This window comes from Flavobacterium anhuiense, assembly GCF_001705175.1.
Lineage (GTDB): Bacteria > Bacteroidota > Bacteroidia > Flavobacteriales > Flavobacteriaceae > Flavobacterium > Flavobacterium anhuiense.
On the sequence record NZ_CP016907.1, the window covers coordinates 333,678 to 354,293 of the forward strand.

A 20,616-nucleotide genomic window follows, 5' to 3' on the forward strand; every position below is an offset into this window, starting at 1 on the left:
TCTTTATTTGAAGTGCAAATTTCGTGAAGTTTTTTATTGTTTTGCCACGAATTTCACAAATTTTCACGAATTAAAATAATATCGTTTTGTCAGGCTGAGCGGAGTCGAAGCCCTCAAGCTAGAAAGCCCTTCGACTCCGCTCAGGGTGACAGATGTAAAACTAATTTTGATATTGCTTCTTATTTGGCTTGTTGCTCATATAAAAAGTAATTTTTCCGCCATTCATAACATCTTCATGTTTCAAGAAAGGTCTCGAAAGTTCTTTTCCATTCAAAAGTACTTTTGAAACAAATACATTTTTATCTGATTGATTTATGGTTTCTACTTCAAAAGTTTTTCCGTTTTCTAAATTCAAAACAGCATTTTTCATCAGCGGACTTCCTAATGCATATTCATCAGAACCTGGAGCAACTGGATAAAATCCTAAACTACTAAAAATATACCAAGCACTCATTTGCCCGAAATCATCATTTCCTCCTAAACCTTCAGCGCCATTTCGGTACATTTTTTTCGAAATCATTCTAATTTTATCTTGAGCTTTCCACGGAGAATCTGTCCAGTTGTACAAGTACACAACATGATGCGAAGGCTCATTTCCATGAACATAATTTCCTATGATTCCGTCTCTTGTTATGTCTTCTGTATTCTCAAAATATTTGTCTGGAAGATGCATGTTGAATAACGAATCTAAACGAACTTTAAATTTCTCATTTCCACCCATCAATTTTATCATATCGGCAGGATCTTGCGGAACATACAAACTATAATTCCATGAATTTCCTTCAATAAAACCTTGTCCGTGGGTATCTAATGGGTCAAATTCTTTTTTAAATGTTCCGTCATTCAATTTCGGACGCATGAAACCTGTTTTTTCATCATAGACATTTTTATAATTTTTCGATCTATTGATGAATTCATTATAAATAGCTGTCTTTCCTAATTTCTTTGCTGCCTGAGCGATTGCCCAATCATCATAAGCATATTCTAAAGTTTTAGAAACCGAAGCGCCATTTTTATCTTCTGGAACATATCCTTTATTCATATAAAATTCTAAACCATCATAATACGGCACTTTAGCAGTATTTACACAAGCTTGAAGCGCTTTTTCAGAATCAAAACTGATATTGCCTTTTACAATTGCATCTGCCACAACCGAAACCGAATGATATCCAATCATACACCAATTTTCGTTTGCATAATGCGACCAGATTGGAAGCATTTTATGAACGCTTTGATCTGAATGTGCCAGCATCGAACTTACCATATCTCCGTTTCTTTTTGGCTGCACAATATTAAATAATGGATGCAAAGCACGGTACGTATCCCAAAGCGAATAACTGGTATAATTGGTAAAGCTTTCTGCTTTATGAACATTCATATCCAGACCTTTATAATTTCCGTCTAAATCCATGTATTCAGTTGGACCTAAAAATGAATGATACATTGCGGTATAAAAATTAACCAAATCTTCCTTTTGAGTGGTTTCAACCTGAACTTTATTCAATTCTTTATTCCAAACTTCCTGACTTTGCTTTTTTACTTTTTCGAAATCCCAATCAGGTGTTTCTTTTTTCATGTTTTCTAATGCTCCCGCAGAACTCACAGGCGACAATGCCATTTTGATTTTGATTTTTTCTCCTTCATTCGTATCAAAATCAAAAAACAATTTTAGGTTTTGTCCTGCCATTTCTGGAAAATTTTTCGTTTGATCAAATCTTCCCCAGAAACCTCTGTAAACGCTTTTTTCTTGAGCCGCTTGTCCGTAACTCTTAATTGGTTTATTGAATGTCATTGCAAAATAAACTGTTCTGGTTCTTGCCCAACCGTTTGTCTGACGGTATCCTGTTATCAGAGTATCGTTTTCTATACGAACAAATGTCCAAACATTCTTTTTATCATAATTATAAATTCCTGAAGTCAAATCGAAAATGATGTGTGCTTCATCAGATTTTGGAAAAGTATACTGATGCATTCCGACACGAGTTGTTGCAGTCAATTCTGCTTTTATTTTATGATCTTCCAAAAAAACACTGTAGTAAGCTGGTTCAGCTTTTTCTGTCGAATGCGAAAATGCCGATCTATAACCCGATAATGGTTTTGATGCCACACCTGGATTTAATTGTAGTTTTCCTGTTGTTGGCATAATCAAGAAATCGCCTAAATCTGAATGACCTGTTCCACTGAAATGGGTATGGCTGAAACCTACAATCGTTTTATCTTCGTACTGATAACCAGCACAGTATTTATAGACTTCGCCGTTATATTTTCCGTTTAAACTATAAGCAATAGTGTCCGTTTCTGGGCTCAATTGTACGCTCCCAAAAGGAACTGTTGCTCCTGGATAAGTATGTCCCATTTTGGCTGTTCCAATCATCGGATCAACATACTGAATAAGGTTTCTTTTTTCAGTTACTTTCTTCTGCCCATTTACAGTACTTGAAAAAGCGAACAGTAAAATTGATAGTCCGAAAAAGCAATTTTTAAAGTTAGTTCTGATCATTTTAGATTTTTTATTTTCTGAAATCTTTGTGTTTTCATTTCACGCAGAAAAGTACAACAAAATCTATTTTTAAAAAACATAAATTTAGCAGGACTCAAAAGGTTTAAATATCTTTGGTCTACTAAAAGCCGAATCTAAACATGAAAAAATATATTTTAATTTTACTTTCTTTTTCTTCTTCATTTATTTTTTCTCAAAAAATTGAAAGCCATAAATTAACGAAACAGGAAATTGCGCAACGAGAACTCGAAAATCTAACTGATTTTCCGATCTACAGAGCGTTTGAGTTTAGTGATAAAGGCGGTGTTTATGAATTGGTTTTGGGCGAAAACCAGAAAACCATTTCCAAGAAAGATACTCTAAACACCAAAATACAGGCGGTTTGTGTCACAAATGATCACGGCGGTTTTTTGGAAAAATGGAGAATTAACGACTTACTTGAAGATACTCTCCCAAAAGAAAAAAATATTTGGTTCTGGACAAAATATTGCAGCACAAAAGATATTGATGGCGACGGTTATATTGAACCTGTTATTGTGTATGGAACTCGCAACGAAGATGGCTATATAAGACGCGTAAAAATTATTACGGTTTATAAAAACAAAAAATATGTCATTCGCGCAGTTGAATGCGATTTCGATAATTGCAGAAGTTTTGAAAAGGATCAAAGTTGGAATACGCTTCCGCAGAAAATAAAAACGTACATCAATCAATTGACTGAAAAAATGAGAAAAGAACAGAATGTGCTTTTGAAAAACGGGTAGATTTAATTGATAATTGTCAATTGATAATTGATAATTGCTATTCGCTCATTTCATCATAACGTTCTGGAACTTGCGGATCGTAAAGCGGGCATTTGAATTCTTCCATGATATCTACTAATTTATTCATGGTTTTTCCTTCTGTCCCGTAGCAGTCAATTTTTATACTTTGCGGAGTGGTAATTACTTGAAATGCACCTTTCCCTTTTGAATTCTTCCAGCTATTTTCATCCACTCTTTCCCATTCAGAAAAAACAGAATTGATTCTATTCACGATTACTTCAACTTGAAGTTCTGCCAGACCTTCAACTTCTTGTTTTTCAACAAGCGCTTCATAAACTTCCTGATTATTCAGGTAAATTTCGTCTAGATATCTCCAAAAAAGTAATTCGTACATAATATAATGTTTTAAAAAAAGATAGAGATGCACAATTATGCATCTCTAAATTTAATAATTATTTTTAAAAGTTTCAAAATCTTTGCAACTCTGAACCTTTGAACCTTTGCAACTTTAAAATTAATAATTGAATGTTCCGTATTCGCTAGTAATAGTAAGTTTTTTAGAATCCGAAGCTTCTACTCTACCTACGATTTGTGCGTCTACATTGAATGATTTCGAAATTTCAATAATATCTTGTGCGATATTTTCCGGAACATAAAGCTCCATTCTGTGACCGCAGTTGAAGACTTGATACATTTCCTTCCAATCTGTTTTTGATTGTTCTTGAATTAATTTGAACAATGGCGGCACTGGAAATAAATTATCTTTTATAACGTGCAAATCTTTTACGAAATGTAAAATTTTAGTTTGTGCGCCACCGCTGCAATGTACCATTCCGTGAATATCTTTTGGAGTATACTTATCTAAAATCTTTTTGATAATTGGGGCGTAAGTTCTAGTTGGCGAAAGCACTAACTGACCTGCATTTATCGGACTGTTTTCTACCTCATCAGTCAAATTTACTTGTCCAGAATAAATTAATTCTTCTGGAACTGCTGCATCGTAACTTTCAGGATATTTTTTAGCCAAATATTTGCCGAAAACGTCGTGACGCGCTGAAGTTAATCCGTTACTTCCCATTCCGCCGTTATAGCTTTTTTCGTAAGTTGCCTTACCAAAAGAAGCCAAACCAACAATTACATCTCCAGCTTGAATGTTTGCATTATCTACAACATCAGAGCGTTTCATTCTTGCTGTTACTGTTGAGTCTACAATAATAGTACGAACTACATCTCCAACATCAGCAGTTTCTCCACCTGTTGAATGAATAGTAACTCCAAATGATTTTAATTCGTTGATTAACTCTTCTGTTCCGTTGATGATGGCAGAAATAACTTCGGCAGGAATTAAATTTTTATTTCTTCCAATAGTAGAAGAAAGCAAAATATTATCTGTTGCACCAACACATAATAAATCATCAATATTCATGATTAAGGCATCTTGAGCGATTCCTTTCCAAACTGAAAGATCTCCAGTTTCTTTCCAATACATATAAGCCAAAGACGACTTTGTACCTGCTCCATCTGCGTGCATAATAAGGCAATGCTCATCATCCTGTGTTAGATAATCAGGAACAATTTTACAAAATGCTTGCGGAAATAAACCTTTGTCAATATTTTTTATAGCGTTATGTACGTCTTCTTTTGATGCCGAAACACCTCTTTGTGCATATCTTTTGCTAGAATCTGAACTCATGAAAATTAGTTTGTGTTGATGTGGTGCAAAGATAATCCCTTTTTTTAATTCTTTTGAATGATTCGCATGCTTGATTCAAAAAAAGTTTGCCACGAATTACACTAATTTTCACAAATTTTAATTCTTTTTATAAAATCATCTAAATCAGATCATTTAAAAAAAATAAATTCGTGGGAATTCGTGGGAATTCGTGCAATTCGTGGCAAAAAAATATTTAGCAAAAACTATTATTTCGTAAATAATAATTCTCTGTATTTAGTCAATGTCCAGCTTTCGTCATCTACTAGCAGCTCTAATTTATCACAGTGATTACGAATATCTTCAAAATATGGCTTCACATTATTGCAATACGCTTCTGCCATTTTTTGAGCATCTGTCAATTGATTTGCTTTCTTTCTTTCGTTAGTCATTGCCAATACTTTAGAATTGATTCCTTCAATATGACCTGAAATTTCTTTAATTAAAACAATCTGCTCTTTGGCTAATGCTTCAAAATCTTTTCCGAAAATTTCTTTTAATCCTTTAACGTTGTCAATTAAAGTATTTTGGTAACGAATTGCAGTTGGGATAACATGATTTCTAGCAATATCTCCTAAAACACGTCCTTCAATTTGGATTTTTTTTGTGTATTCTTCCAGTTCGATTTCATAACGCGCTTCAGCTTCAACATGATTAAAAATTCCTAATTGCTCAAACAAATCCAATGCTTGTTTAGAAACCTTAGCCTTAATCGCTTCTGGAGTAGTTTTAAAATTGCTTAAACCTCTTTTTGCCGCTTCTTTTTCCCAAGCTTCGCTATAACCGTCGCCTTCAAAAAGAATCTTTTTAGATTGTTTGATGTATTCTCTTAAGACATTAAAGATTGCATCGTCTTTTTTCATGTCTTTATTTTCAATCAAATTCTCTACTTCATTTTTAAAGTCAAATAATTGTTTTGCTACAATCGCATTCAAAGTTGTCATTGCATTTGAACAGTTTGAATTTGAACCGACCGCTCTAAACTCAAATTTATTTCCTGTAAAAGCAAAAGGCGAAGTTCTGTTACGATCTGTATTGTCTAATAATACGTCTGGAATTTTACCAACAACATTCAATTTCAAATCTGTTTTTTCTTCTGGCGAAAGTTTTCCTGTTGTTACGCTTTCTAATTCAGATAAAACTTTTGTCAATTGAGCACCAATAAATACAGACATAATCGCTGGCGGCGCTTCGTTTGCTCCTAATCTGTGATCGTTACTTGCTGTTGCAATAGAAGCTCTAAGCAAAGTTTCGTTATCGTTTACTGCTTTTATTGTATTAATAAAGAAAGTCAGGAACTGTAAATTGCTCATTGGGGTTTTACTAGGACTCAATAAATTAACTCCTGTATCGGTAGCCAATGACCAGTTGTTGTGTTTCCCGGAACCGTTAACTCCTTTAAATGGTTTTTCGTGAAATAATACTTTAAAGTCATGACGCTCTGCCACTCTCTGCATTACATCCATTAATAAAGAGTTATGGTCAACTGCTAAATTCGTTTCCTCAAAAATCGGAGCCAACTCAAACTGATTTGGCGCTACCTCATTATGACGTGTTTTTACAGGAATACCCAATAACATACATTCCTGCTCCAAATCTCTCATATAGGTAAGAGCGCGAGTTGGGATAGATCCGAAATAATGATCATCTAACTGCTGTCCTTTTGCAGACGTGTGTCCTAATAAAGTTCTCCCTGTCATCATTAAGTCTGGGCGAGAATTTGCCAAAGCTTTATCGATCAAGAAATATTCCTGCTCCCATCCTAAAGTTGCTGTTACCTTTTTTACGTTTTTGTCAAAGTATTTACAAACTTCAGTCGCTGCCTCATCAATTGCAGATAATGCTCTTAATAAAGGAATTTTATTATCTAAAGCCTCACCAGTGTACGCAATAAATACTGTTGGAATACATAAAGTTGTACCATATATAAAAGCTGGAGAAGTTGGATCCCAAGCTGTATAACCTCTTGCTTCAAACGTATTTCTGATTCCGCCGTTCGGGAAACTAGAGGCATCTGGTTCTTGCTGTACCAATTGCGCGCCTCCAAATTTTTCTACAGATTCGCTTCCGTCATAAGAAGTTTCAAAAAAAGCATCATGTTTTTCTGCCGTAGTTCCTGTCAATGGTTGAAACCAGTGCGTATAATGAGTCACTCCCTTAGAAAGAGCCCACTCTTTCATTCCCATGGCAATATAATCGGCCAGCTTTCTATCTATTTTTGTTCCATGCTGGATGGCATCTCTTACTCCTCTAAAAGCGTCTGAAGTTAAATATTGCTTCATTGCTTTTTCATTAAACACATTTGAACCGAAAAGATTTGATTTTCGGCCAATTTCTTCAAAATGCACCGGCTTTCTGTTAGATGCTTGTTGTAAAGCTTGAAAACGTAATGTTGACATGGTTATGTATATTTTAAATTCGTAATAATTTTCATTAAAAAAATAAGAGACAAATATAAACAATAAATGAGCCTATTTTAAATATAAACAATAGAAATTTAGTCAACGATTTTTCAACATAAGACGCTTTTTATGAAGAATAATGAATTCAAATCGCAGAAATATAACAAAACTGTACGGTATTATTGATTAAATAAACATTTTTTCATAATTTCTTAACTCATAAATTCAAAAATGAGCCTTAATTATTACGAATTTATTTTTTTAAGGTTCATAAAATTGCTTTTTTTAAAATATACCCCTATCAAAATTGCGCTTATCCAAAAAATTATACTTCGCAAAACAAAATAGCCCCCTAATTTTTGGGACTAAAAAAATAAATCTATATTTGACCCAACGAAAAAAAACAAAAAAATTAATTTATATTATTATGGCTAAAATTAAGTTAGAGTACATTTGGTTAGACGGATATGAACCAACTCAAAATCTTAGAAGTAAAACTAAAGTTGAAGAACATGAAAACTTCAAAGGAACATTAGAAGAACTTGGAAATTGGTCATTTGATGGTTCATCAACAAGACAAGCTGAAGGTGGATCTTCTGACTGTTTATTAGTTCCAGTTGCCATCTATCCAGATCCAACTCGTATCAACGGATGGTTAGTAATGTGCGAAGTTATGTATGCTGACGGAACACCACACCCTTCTAACGGTAGAGCTACAATTGATGATGATAATGATGATTTTTGGTTTGGATTCGAACAAGAGTATTTCATTATGGATACTAAAACTCAACTTCCACTTGGTTTCCCAGTTGGAGGATACCCTGCTCCACAAGGGATGTACTACTGTTCAGTAGGTGGAAAAAACACACACGGTAGAAAATTAGTTGAAGAGCACGCTGATTTATGTATTGCTGCTGGAATCAACTTTGAAGGAATCAACCAAGAGGTTGCTTGCGGACAATGGGAGTTCCAATTATTCGCTAAAGGAGCTAAAAAAGCTGGAGACGAAATCTGGGTTGCTCGTTACCTATTAGACCGTTTAACTGAGAAATATGGTTACTATATCGAATATCACCCAAAACCTCTAGGAGATACAGACTGGAACGGTTCTGGTATGCACGCTAACTTCTCTAACACAGTTCTTAGAACATGCGGTTCTCAAGAAGTTTACGAGAAAATCTGCGAAGCTTTCCGTCCTGTTACAAAAGAGCACATCGCGGTTTACGGAGCTTACAACGAGCAACGTTTAACTGGTAAACACGAAACTGCTTCTATTAACGATTTCTCTTATGGAGTTTCAGACAGAGGATGTTCAATCAGAATTCCTTTAATGACTGTTCAAAGAGGATGGAAAGGTTGGTTGGAAGACAGAAGACCAGCTTCAAATGGAGACCCTTACAAAATCGCTGCTAGAATTATCAAAACTGTTAACTCAGCGCTATAATTCAAAGCTTACATTATATTCTAAAAGTGCCACATTTATTTGCTGGCACTTTTTTTTTGAAACAATCTTAACAAGTTCAACTTTGTCAAAGTTTGAAACTTTGACAAAGTTCACTCATAACTCATAACTTATAACTTATAATTTTAAAAGCAAGTTTCTGATAAATTTAATTTTTAAGTTAAACTTCAAAACTTATCTTTGTAAATCATTTAAAAAAAATCATTATGATAGTCTGGTCACTCTTTTTACTTGCTGTAGTTTTTATTCTTGCTTTAGACTTAGGGGTCTTCAACAAAACACCACATATTATTAGCACAAAAGAAGCCAGCAAATGGACCTTAGTTTGGGTTACCTTATCCTTCCTGTTTTCAGGGGTAATTTATTGGCTGTACACTACAGATTATATCGCAAACCCAGATGATTTAAAACCATCAGTCGCTTCGATGAAGTTTATAACGGGTTACTTAATTGAACTTTCGCTAAGTGTCGATAACATTTTTGTTATTGCCATTATTTTTGCTTCATTCAAAATTCCGCAAAAATACCAGCATCGCGTTTTGTTCTGGGGAATCTTAGGGGCTATTGTTTTCCGCGGATTGATGATTTTCTTCGGAGTAATGCTGATCAATAAATTTGCTTGGACAACTTATGTATTTGGAGTTTTCTTAATATTTACTGCAATAAAAATGCTTTTTTCTGGAGAAGAAGAAGATTTTCACCCAAAAGACTCATTCGTTTACAAGACATTAGGCAAAGTTATGCCTATTACATCTGAAATGGATGGAGAAAGATTTTTCATTTCAACCAAAACAGCAAAAAAAGCTGCTACTCCATTATTCGTAGCCTTAATTGTTATTGAAGTTATGGACGTTTTATTTGCTGTTGACAGCGTTCCCGCAATTCTTGCTATAACCAAAGATCCGTTTTTAGTATTCAGTTCCAATATTTTTGCTATTCTAGGATTACGTTCTATGTATTTCTTCTTAGCAAATATGCTGGCAAAATTCAGTTATTTAGAGTATAGTTTAGTTGCAATTTTAGCTTTTGTTGGATTAAAAATGCTTTTGCACGATTTCTTTCACGTTCCAGAATGGGCTTCTTTAGGATTTATTGCTTTATCTCTCCTAGTAGGAATTTTGGTTTCTCTTAAGTTCGGACCAGAAAAAGTTTTAAATGATTCGTCAAGCGAAGAATAATTAGCTATAAAACATATATTCATAAAAAAAGGAAATCTTAAGATTTCCTTTTTTTTATAACTAAAAGTTATTTTTTATTACTTTTCTTATAGTTTAACATTTATAATTAAAGAAATTACATATAAATATTTATTTTAGATTTTTTAATTTAAATTTTTATCATGAAAAAAAATTACTTATTTCTCATTGTAACATTAATGGTTAATGCTTTAATGTTTGCACAAACCGTAACCTTAACTCCTACAGCGGTAAATAATACCAATGTAAATTCTGGCCCAATCGATTTAGCTTCTTTACCAAATTCAACCATCTCATTAAACGTTAAGGTTGAAATTCCAAGTAATGTTGCTGTTAGTGATTACGGAACATTAAAGATTTATTATTCTAATCTAAGCATCACAAACGCCAATGTTGCAAATGGCGGGGATAGTGGCAATCTGTATTTTGGTGGTGCAAGAACTGCAATCAAAAGCATGGTCATAAACTTATTCTGGAGTGATTTCCTAACTTCAGGTGGATTCATTTTTGCAGAATATAAAAGTCCCGCAGGCACAGTTTACAGGAGCTCAAATATAGCGATAATTAAAAACTCAACAATGAATTCAGGCACAACTCTTAATCCTCCTGCAGATGCGCCAAATCCAACAAAAATTGTTAATACATTATGTTGTAACCAAACTGTAAGGCTAGGAGAAAAACCACTACCTATAACAGGATCTCAATACCTTAATCCATACGAAAAAGAGCCATACGGAATAAATTCTAGATGGACATATTATGGAAACCTAATAGGCTTAGACAACATAAACAAAACTCTAAGTCTTGATTATACAACACAACTTGGCACTTTCTCCATTCAAAGAAGTTTAGGCTATATGTATGGAGGGGAATTTCCAAACAAAAGCAATGTTGTCACTATTACAGTAATTCCTTCACCTTTAGATTCAAATATAATATCACTATTAGACACTCCAACTGACGTTAACAACTATGCCGAATTAACAATGTCAAATCTAAAAGAAATAAATGGGAGCTATTCAGTTATAAATTTAAACACTTTGCAAAACCCTTCAAATGTGCCAAAAAGAAGCGACACATATGTTAACATACAGACATATGAATGGGAATACGCAACAGCTGAAGCACCTTATTCATGGATCACCATACCTGATGAGAACTCTAGAACTCTGAGCTCATCAAAAATACCTAATCTCAGAACCGATAAAGATAATTTCTTATCAATAAGAAGAATAGCTATTTATCAAAATTTAAGAATTTCTAGCAATTCCCTAAAAATTGTCATTAGAACAATAAGAAATAACAACACTATTTGTTGTGATCAAAAACTCAAAATAATTTCTACACAAGAAATAGAAAAACCAACGCTACTTATTGGCTCTACTGCAATTTCCAGCAAAAACACAGAATTATTTTATCAATGGCAAAAAAGGCCTATTAATAATCGAGAGACGGTAAGCAATTGGTCAAATATTCCAGGAGCAACTTCTAAAGACTACCTACCTGCCCCTTTAGAATATGTAACTAATCCAAGAGGTACTTCAATTCAAGAATATAGCTATAGACGAATAGCAGAAACAAATTATTACGTTGGTGGTGAAATATCTTATAGCAATGAAGTAATAATAAGCCCATCATATGAAAGATCTCCATCATCATCTATTACTGTTTACCCAAATCCTGCAACATCAATTATAAATATTGAAGATAAAGATTCTGTTTTTTCTTTATCATACAGTACAGTTACCATAACAAATATAGCTGGAGTAACTTTTAACAATAGCTTTTCAACAATTAGCCCAAACTTATTAAGTGCAGATATTTCATCCTTAATACCTGGCGCTTATTTTATAAATATACAAACCACAAACAATGGAAGAAGAGTTAATTTACAATTTACATTTATAAAAAATTAATAATAAATAAAAAAAGGAAATCTTAAGATTTCCTTTTTTTTATTTTATCTATATCAAAAAATACTAAAGCTTAATTTTTTGTATTTGACTTTCACTTAAGTTAGCTGCTTTCATTACTTCTAAATAATTAGCCTTATTTACAGATTTCGCAAAATCAGCAGGAACTACAACAATTCTAAAAATTTGATTGAGTCTATACTGATCAAGTTCTGGATCAGTAAGATTATTACCATTTAAATAAATATCTACAAAAGAATCACTAAATGTAAAATCAAAAGAAAAATCTCTTGTACCATCCTCAAAGTAATGGGTTTCAGGTAAAAATTCCCAAACATCTCTACCACTATCAACACCTCCAAATCTATAAACTAGAACAACATCTGAATCAAGAATTCGTTGAGGAAAAACATATCTAACTCTAAAATTGTTACCTGTTGTAAAATTGTAATAGTTCGGCGGAACATTCTCATAAACTGTTCCTATTCCATCATATCCTGGAGGTCCTGGAGGCCCTTCTGGTCCTTCACAGCTAGAAAATGCAATTAAACCGATAACTGCAAATAAGGTAAGTATCTTTTTCATAATTATTTTTTTTAAGGATTATACTATAAAGGTATTCCAAAAATTAAACCAAAAAAAAGAAAAACATGATTTTCCTCTAACTTTTTTTAAATCTCATCTACATTTGCTGAATCATCTTACTCGTAAAACACTCTTAATTAAGAATAAACAAAAAAATAATTTTCAAAAAAAAGCACCCGATTTTAACGGGTGCTTTAAATAAGATTTATGAATTAATTTAATTACCGGCAGAAATGATTTTTTTAGTACTACTGCCTTTGTTAGTTGTAATTTGTAAAATATAAACTTGGAATTTACCTACGTAGAAATCAATATTAAAGTTATATTCTTTTCCAAAATAAGAATCTGTATCTGTTTTTGAAGATAACAGTTTTCCTGATAGATCAAACAATTCAATTTTTACATTGGTAGCATAATCAAAGTTATAACGAATCGTAATGTAATTTTTGAATGGAACAGGATAAGCATCAAAACCAGGTTTTTTACTTTCTTTTGCGCTACTGTCCACTACAGTCGTTTCCTGAGCAGTAGGTGCCTGAGTAACTATTGACTCTTGAGTAGCGACACAAGCAAGTGGCTGAATACTATATCCTATTGCGATTCTACATTCGTCAAATGCATTATTTATCAAATCTACTAAGCTTGCAATATCAGAAAGAGAAACTCCATAAGTGTTTCCTCCACCTAATGCTTGATTAGCCAAGTTAAACAAATCACCAACTGTTTTATCTCCTCCTAGTTTACTAACGACATTATTCGGAATAGTGTAATATTTGTATTCATTACTTACTGTTCCGTCAGGATTACAAGAACGTACTTTTGGAGTTTTAGATCCGCAACCGCCTTCAGGTTGGGCAACTGCCAATATACCTGCCTGCAATTTAAATTTACTCAATTCACTATCAATACCTAAATTAAGTCCTAAGGTAATGGTTTGAGCCAATAAGGTATTATCAATTTTTCCTTTTTTAAGATATGATGCAGGTAATGCGCTTATATGAGGATCTCCATTTGCCAATTTTTTACTTGCACCTCCTCCTGGTAAAACTGCTATAACAGCATCAATATCAGCTTGATTATTAGATACTAAAACAGATTTACCAACTAAACCAATTGTCATTGTTCCTCCTGGATAAGCACTTAATGCTTTCGCAATAAGAGCTTTGGTTGTGTAAGATTGTCCTCCTACACAGGCCATACCTCCAACATTTCCGTAAGCTCCTTGAGTATAAGTACAAATTGGTGTTGTACACGGAGTGATCAAAAATGTAGATACTTTTTTAATCGTTTCACAATTGTTAGAAACAACGTATTCAATAACTAATGCTGTTCCAATCTGAGGTTTCACAAATTGAGATAAATCTGTAGCCTGAACATTTCCAGCACATCCTCCCGTAAATTTAAATCCGGCAATCCAAGCTGCAAATGCACCATCTGGATCCTCACCGCAAACAACTGTTTTATTTGGAGGACTTAAAACATTAAGCAAGTTTACTTTAGTAATAGTAAAGTCTCGGCTGATTGTAGTTTCATAACATTTATCAGTTACTTTATAGCTAACTGTTGTTGTTCCACCCTCACATAATTTTGGTGCAACCGGACTGCCTTGAATAGCTCCTTTCGCATCACAACCGCCGCTTACTTTAAAGCCTGCTTTGAAGGTTTCAAAAGCAGCATCCAATGCAGCCTGATCAGCGTAGATACAAGCAGAAGCGCTTACTGCAGCAGGAGCCTCTGGTGTTACAGCTGCAGGAACGGTAATGGTAAAGTCTCTAGTGATTGTAGTTGTATAACATTTATCAGTAATCATATAACTTACACTGGTAGTTCCGCCCTGACATAAGTTTGGCGCTGTCGGATTACCTACAAATGAACCTTTGGCATCACAACCACCACTTACGCTAAAGCCTTGTTTGAAGATTTCAAAGGCAGCATTTATAGCAGCTTGGTCAGCATAAGCGCAAGCGGAAGCGCTAAACGGATCTGGCGATACAGGAACCACTGCTGAAGGAGCAGTAATCGTGAAGTCTCGGCTGATGGTTGTCTCATAGCATTTATCAGTTACTTTATAGGTAACTGTTGCTGTTCCGCCATCGCATAGTTTCGGAGCTGTCGGACTGCCTTGGATTTCCCCTTTCGCATCGCAGCCGCCGCTTACGCTAAAGCCTTGTTTGAATGTCTCAAAAGCTGCGTCCAATGCTGCCTGATCGGCATAAGCACAAGCGGAAGCACTAAACGGATCTGGCGATACAGGAACCACTGCTGAAGGAGCGGTAATGGTGAAGTTTCTGCTGATGGTTGTCTCATAGCATTTATCTGTGATTTTGTAACTTACACTAGTGGTTCCGCCCTGACATAAGTTTGGCGCTATTGGACTGCCAACAAACTCGCCTTTCGCATCACAGCCGCCGCTTACGCTAAAGCCTGCTTTGAAGGTTTCGAAAGCTGCGTCCAATGTTGCCTGATCGGCATACACGCAAGCGGAAGCGCTAAACGGATCTGGCGATACAGGAACCACTGCTGAAGGAGCGGTAATCGTGAAGTCTCGGCTGATGGTTGTCTCATAGCATTTGTCACTCACTTTATAGGTAACTGTCACTGTTCCGCCGTCGCATAGTTTCGGCGCTACGGGACTACCTTGGATCTCCCCTTTAGCATCGCAGCCGCCACTTACGCTAAAGCCTTGTTTGAAAGTCTCGAAAGCAGCATCCAATGCAGACTGATCGGCATACGCGCAAGCGGAAGCGCTAAACGGATCTGGCGATACAGGAACCACTGCTGAAGGAGCGGTAATCGTGAAGTCTCGGCTGATGGTTGTCTCATAGCATTTATCAGTCACTTTATAGGTAACTGTCACTGTTCCGCCGTCGCATAGTTTCGGAGCTACGGGACTGCCTTGGATTTCCCCTTTCGCATCGCAGCCGCCGCTTACGCTAAAGCCTTGTTTGAATGTTTCGAAAGCTGCGTCCAATGCAGTCTGATCGGCATACGCACAAGCGGAAGCGCTAAACGGATCTGGAGATAAAGGAACCACTGCTGAAGGCGCAGTAATGGTGAAATCTCGGTTGATTGTAGTAGTGTAGCATTTATCAGTAATCATGTAGTTTACACTTGTAGTTCCGCCCTGACATAAGTTTGGCGCTGTCGGACTGCCAACAAACTCACCTTTCGCATCACAGCCGCCGCTTACGCTAAAGCCTGCTTTGAAGGTTTCGAAAGCTGCGTCCAATGCTGCCTGATCGGCATACGCGCAAGCGGAAGCGCTAAACGGATCTGGCGATACAGGAACCACTGCTGAAGGAGCGGTAATGGTGAAGTCTCTGCTGATGGTTTCTTCATAGCATTTGTCGCTCACTTTATATGTAACTGTCACTGTTCCGCCATCGCATAGTTTCGGAGCTGTCGGACTGCCTTGGATTTCCCCTTTCGCATCGCAGCCGCCGCTTACGCTAAAGCCTGATTTGAAGGTTTCGAAAGCTGCGTCCAATGCTGCCTGATCGGCATACGCACAAGCAGAAGCGCTAAACGGATCTGGAGATAAAGGAACCACTGCTGAAGGAGCGGTAATGGTGAAGTCTCTGCTGATGGTTGTCTCATAGCATTTATCGGTCACTTTAAAGGTAACTGTCACTGTTCCGCCATCGCATAAGTTTGGCGCTATTGGACTGCCCACAAATTCACCTTTCGCATCACAGCCGCCGCTCACTTTAAAACCAGCTTTGAAGGCCTCAAATGCGGCATCCAATGCGGCTTGGTCTGCATACGCGCAGGCTGAAGCGCTGACTGTGGTCGGAGCTTCTGTACTTACAGCTACAGGAGCCGTAATTGTAAAGTCTCGGCTGATGGTGGTCTCGTAGCATTTGTCGGCAACTTTATAGGTAACTGTCACTATTCCGCCGTCGCATAGTTTCGGAGCTGTCGGACTGCCTTGAATCTCCCCTTTCGCATCACAGCCGCCGCTTACACTAAAGCCTGCTTTGAAGGTTTCGAAAGCTGCGTCCAATGCTGCCTGATCGGCATACGTGCAAGCGGAAGCGCTAAACGGATCTGGCGATACAGGAACCACTGCTGAAGGAGCAGTAATCGTGAAGTCTCTGCTGATGGTTTCTTCATAGCATTTGTCGCTCACTTTATAGGTAACTGTCACTGTTCCTCCGTCGCATAGTTTCGGAGCTGTCGGACTGCCTTGAATCTCCCCTTTCGCATCACAGCCGCCGCTTACACTAAAGCCTGCTTTGAAGGTTTCGAAAGCTGCGTCCAATGCTGCCTGATCGGCATACGTGCAAGCGGAAGCGCTAAACGGATCTGGCGATACAGGAACCACTGCTGAAGGAGCAGTAATCGTGAAGTCTCTGCTGATGGTTTCTTCATAGCATTTGTCGCTCACTTTATAGGTAACTGTCACTGTTCCTCCGTCGCATAGTTTCGGAGCTGTCGGACTGCCTTGGATTTCCCCTTTCGCATCGCAGCCGCCGCTTACGCTAAAGCCTTGTTTGAATGTCTCGAAAGCTGCATCCAATGCTGCCTGATCGGCATACGTGCAAGCGGAAGCGCTAAACGGATCTGGCGATACAGGAACCACTGCTGAAGGAGCAGTAATCGTGAAGTCTCGGCTGATGGTTGTCTCATAGCATTTATCAGTTACTTTATAGGTAACTGTTGCTGTTCCGCCATCGCATAGTTTCGGAGCTGTCGGACTGCCTTGGATTTCCCCTTTCGCATCGCAGCCGCCGCTTACGCTAAAGCCTTGTTTGAATGTCTCAAAAGCTGCGTCCAATGCTGCCTGATCGGCATAAGCACAAGCGGAAGCACTAAACGGATCTGGCGATACAGGAACCACTGCTGAAGGAGCGGTAATGGTGAAGTTTCTGCTGATGGTTGTAGTGTAGCATTTATCAGTAATCATGTAGCTTACACTTGTAGTTCCGCCCTGACATAAGTTTGGCGCTGTGGGATTACCAACAAACTCACCTTTCGCATCACAGCCGCCGCTTACGCTAAAGCCTGCTTTGAAGGTTTCGAAAGCTGCGTCCAATGTTGCCTGATCGGCATACACGCAAGCGGAAGCGCTAAACGGATCTGGCGATACAGGAACCACTGCTGAAGGAGCGGTAATGGTGAAGTCTCGGCTGATGGTTGTCTCATAGCATTTGTCACTCACTTTATAGGTAACTGTCACTGTTCCGCCGTCGCATAGTTTCGGCGCTACGGGACTACCTTGGATCTCCCCTTTAGCATCGCAGCCGCCGCTTACGCTAAAGCCTGCTTTGAAGGTCTCAAAAGCTGCGTCCAATGCTGCCTGATCGGCATACGCGCAAGCGGAAGCGCTAAACGGATCTGGCGATACAGGAACCACTGCTGAAGGAGCGGTAATGGTGAAGTCTCTGCTGATGGTTGTCTCATAGCATTTATCGGTCACTTTATAGGTAACTGTCACTGTTCCGCCGTCGCAAAGTTTCGGAGCTGTCGGACTGCCTTGTATCTCCCCTTTTGCATCACAGCCACCGCTTACGCTAAAGCCTTGTTTGAATGTTTCGAAAGCTGCGTCCAATGCTGCCTGATCGGCATACGCGCAAGCGGAAGCGCTAAACGGATCTGGAGATACGGGAACCACTGCTGAAGGAGCGGTAATCGTGAAGTCTCTGCTGATGGTTTCTTCATAGCATTTGTCGCTCACTTTATAGGTAACTGTCACTGTTCCTCCGTCGCATAGTTTCGGAGCTGTCGGACTGCCTTGGATCTCCCCTTTCGCATCGCAGCCGCCGCTTACGCTAAAGCCCGCTTTGAAAGTCTCGAAAGCTGCGTCCAATGCTGCCTGATCGGCATACGTGCAAGCGGAAGCATTCACTGCGGTAGGAGCTTCTGCGCTTACCGCCGCAGGAGCCGTAATGGTGAAAGTCGCAGAACATGATTTCTGTAATCCGCAAGAATCAGTAACATTATAATTTACGGTTACAGTTCCTCCGCATAAAGCTGGAGGAGTCAAATTCTCTAACCCTGTAATTGTTAAAGTTCCATTACCTCCTGAAGCTGTAAAGCTTTGTTTAAAAGCATCAAAAGCAGTATTAACCGCGGCTTGATCGGCATAAAAGCAAGAACTTTTTATATTATCTTCAGGACAAGTTATATTAATAGGCGTTGGCGGAGTACTTGTCACAACTACGTCATCTGCTTTTTTACATCCGTTTACAGGATCGGTAACTGTTAATGTATATGTTCCTGCCTTATCAATTGTTGGTGTGAGCGTTGTACCGCCCGATACAATGTTTCCGTCCAATGTACTCCATAAATAGGTCGCATTAGGCGTACTTGATGAGCCAGATAATTTTATTGATGTTATTAAACACGTTAAAACTTTATCTTCTCCCGCATTAACATTTGGCGGTTCTTTATTTTCAAGGACTGTGACCGTTTTTTTAGCAAAACAGCCTTCTAAATTTGTATAAGCATATACCGTATAAACTCCCTTAACCGATACAACAGGAGCATTTCCTGGTATAAAAGGGCCATCGGCTATGCCATCAGGTGAAGGTCCGTACCATTTTATAGTGGCATTGGGTGGAGTTGGTGTTGCTGTTAAAGTAGCTGTTGGATTATTACAAGTCAATGGATTGCTAACATTACCTACTACAGCTACATCTGTAATATTTCCAAATAAATAAGGCCCCGAAAAATCTTTTAATTCTGCCGTAAATGAAGATGACGATCTTGTTTTTACTATCAGACTACCTAATAAATTTGAACAAGGACTTTGGTTAACATTTCGGCTATCCAAGCCTAACGCTGTCAAATTAAGTCCGAACTCTGTAAACTGCAAAGCCTTATAATTATCTTGAAAATTGGCTTGCGAACCTTCTAAAGTTCCCCAAGGCGGACCTAATGTTGCAGCCGTTACATTAACAACTGCAAAAACATTGGTAAGTATCCCTCCTCCTTTTGCTTTTATTTCGGCATATCCGTAAGGAGGTGCACCATTGCCTTGGTCAAAAACACCAGTAAGATCAAATGGTCTGTTAGGTCTTGAGTTAAAATTAGCAATATCGGCACTAGACATCCAGACTCTTACACTACCCAGTGGTTTTGTACCACCATTTTCAAAATCGATAGCAACAAGTACGTCACCAGGAACAAGTATTTTTCCTGTAGCATCAAAAGTCCATGCAGTGTGTCCTGCTTGACTACCTGTACCAACTAATGCACTACCGTTGAAGCTAACTTCTGTTCTAAAAAATTCAAAATCAAAATGTGAGTTCCCATCAGAAGAAATTTTAGATGCTCCTCCATAGCCCCATAAAATTCCATTAGGATTAATTGCTAATGCGGCTGGAGATAAGTCTCTCCTTAAATAGCCGTAAACATCAACAATATCATCCTTTTGAGGGATACTACCTGAACCTAAAGCCCAAGTAGTCGGGTTATCACCGTTCTTGTTGGAATTTCCAGAAAAAGTATTAGAGTCGTTGTTACTTTGCGTTGAATTTCCGTCCCGCCCGTAAACAGCATCAATCCACAAAAAATTACCAACCATGGTATTTTTGGGTTTCGACATTCTTTTTTCGAATGTAAAATTATTATTAGCTTGGATTGATGTTTTCAGTCCCGCCGCATTAGTCTGATCTATAACATTTTGACCGGTTCCATTTGCAAAAGCAGAGCTAAAAAACCAGTCATCATAGATGCCCGAAACCGTTGGGGGAACTAAAAATTGCTCTTTGTTTGCATAAACGTCAGCATCAATACCAAAATTAGCCTGTACAGCCGCTCCAGATATAGCTTGTGAATGCAAGGAAGGATGGATAGCAAATAGCATAAAAAGTACCATCACATAAAATTGATACTTTTTGTGCACAATAATTTTCGTCAAATTAAAATTTGGAAAAATTAAATCGATAAAAGAACAACGAAAGATTTTACAAAATTCATGTAAAATCATGATGTGATAAAGAATAGTTTTTTTCATAATAATAGTATTTAGAATACCATTACATTAGCAAAAAACCAGATAGTCTGCAGATTTGGTAATTACATGTAAATAATAAACCATCTTCAAAAGTTATGAAGCACAAAATCTAAAACTCTTATA

Annotated in this window: 10 protein-coding genes; 4 read left to right on the forward strand and 6 right to left on the reverse strand. The window is 37.4% G+C overall.

The features are described 5' to 3' along the window. Nucleotides 1–160: 160 nt before the first annotated feature. Nucleotides 161–2,500: a GH92 family glycosyl hydrolase gene (locus BB050_RS01400; protein ID WP_066032325.1), complete on the reverse strand. Its 2,340-nt coding sequence runs from the start codon at nt 2,498–2,500 to the stop codon at nt 161–163. Between the two features lie 140 nt (nt 2,501–2,640). On the opposite strand from BB050_RS01400, the gene BB050_RS01405 reads away from it, so the two are divergent. Then, nucleotides 2,641–3,264 carry a M949_RS01915 family surface polysaccharide biosynthesis protein gene (locus BB050_RS01405; RefSeq protein ID WP_066032326.1) on the forward strand — a complete coding sequence of 208 codons (624 nt, stop codon included), beginning with the start codon at nt 2,641–2,643 and terminating at the stop codon, nt 3,262–3,264. Nucleotides 3,265–3,301: 37 nt separating this feature from the next. Here the strand turns inward: BB050_RS01405 and BB050_RS01410 are convergent, their stop codons facing one another. From BB050_RS01410 to BB050_RS01420, 3 genes are all read right to left on the reverse strand, one after another. Continuing rightward, the gene (locus tag BB050_RS01410; protein ID WP_066032327.1) at nt 3,302–3,658 is read right to left on the reverse strand and encodes a hypothetical protein; all 357 of its coding nucleotides are present in this window, start codon (nt 3,656–3,658) and stop codon (nt 3,302–3,304) included. Nucleotides 3,659–3,778: 120 nt separating this feature from the next. Next, complete coding sequence (locus tag BB050_RS01415) at nt 3,779–4,957, reverse strand: AIR synthase related protein (RefSeq protein ID WP_066032328.1); 1,179 nt, start codon at nt 4,955–4,957, stop codon at nt 3,779–3,781. A gap of 227 nt (nt 4,958–5,184) precedes the next feature. Then, nucleotides 5,185–7,374 carry a glutamine synthetase III family protein gene (locus tag BB050_RS01420; protein ID WP_008462435.1) on the reverse strand — a complete coding sequence of 730 codons (2,190 nt, stop codon included), beginning with the start codon at nt 7,372–7,374 and terminating at the stop codon, nt 5,185–5,187. A 430-nt stretch (nt 7,375–7,804) separates the two neighbouring features. On the opposite strand from BB050_RS01420, the gene BB050_RS01425 reads away from it, so the two are divergent. The 3 genes from BB050_RS01425 to BB050_RS01435 all read left to right on the forward strand — a co-directional run bounded on the left by BB050_RS01425 (nt 7,805) and on the right by BB050_RS01435 (nt 11,951). Continuing rightward, nucleotides 7,805–8,821, forward strand: a complete 1,017-nt coding sequence (locus tag BB050_RS01425) for a glutamine synthetase beta-grasp domain-containing protein (RefSeq protein WP_008462434.1) — start codon at nt 7,805–7,807, stop codon at nt 8,819–8,821. Between the two features lie 224 nt (nt 8,822–9,045). Next, nucleotides 9,046–10,017, forward strand: coding sequence for a TerC family protein (locus tag BB050_RS01430; RefSeq protein ID WP_066032329.1), 972 nt, complete (start codon nt 9,046–9,048; stop codon nt 10,015–10,017). Nucleotides 10,018–10,178: 161 nt separating this feature from the next. Next, nucleotides 10,179–11,951: a T9SS type A sorting domain-containing protein gene (locus BB050_RS01435; protein ID WP_066032330.1), complete on the forward strand. Its 1,773-nt coding sequence runs from the start codon at nt 10,179–10,181 to the stop codon at nt 11,949–11,951. 63 nt (nt 11,952–12,014) lie between these two features. Here the strand turns inward: BB050_RS01435 and BB050_RS01440 are convergent, their stop codons facing one another. Together BB050_RS01440 and BB050_RS01445 are read right to left on the reverse strand one after the other, a co-directional pair. After that, on the reverse strand, nt 12,015–12,533 hold the full coding sequence (locus BB050_RS01440; RefSeq protein ID WP_066032331.1) for a hypothetical protein: 519 nt from the start codon (nt 12,531–12,533) through the stop codon (nt 12,015–12,017). A gap of 217 nt (nt 12,534–12,750) precedes the next feature. Beyond that, nucleotides 12,751–20,493 carry a T9SS type A sorting domain-containing protein gene (locus BB050_RS01445; RefSeq protein WP_066032332.1) on the reverse strand — a complete coding sequence of 2,581 codons (7,743 nt, stop codon included), beginning with the start codon at nt 20,491–20,493 and terminating at the stop codon, nt 12,751–12,753. Between the last annotated feature and the right edge of the window lie 123 nt (nt 20,494–20,616).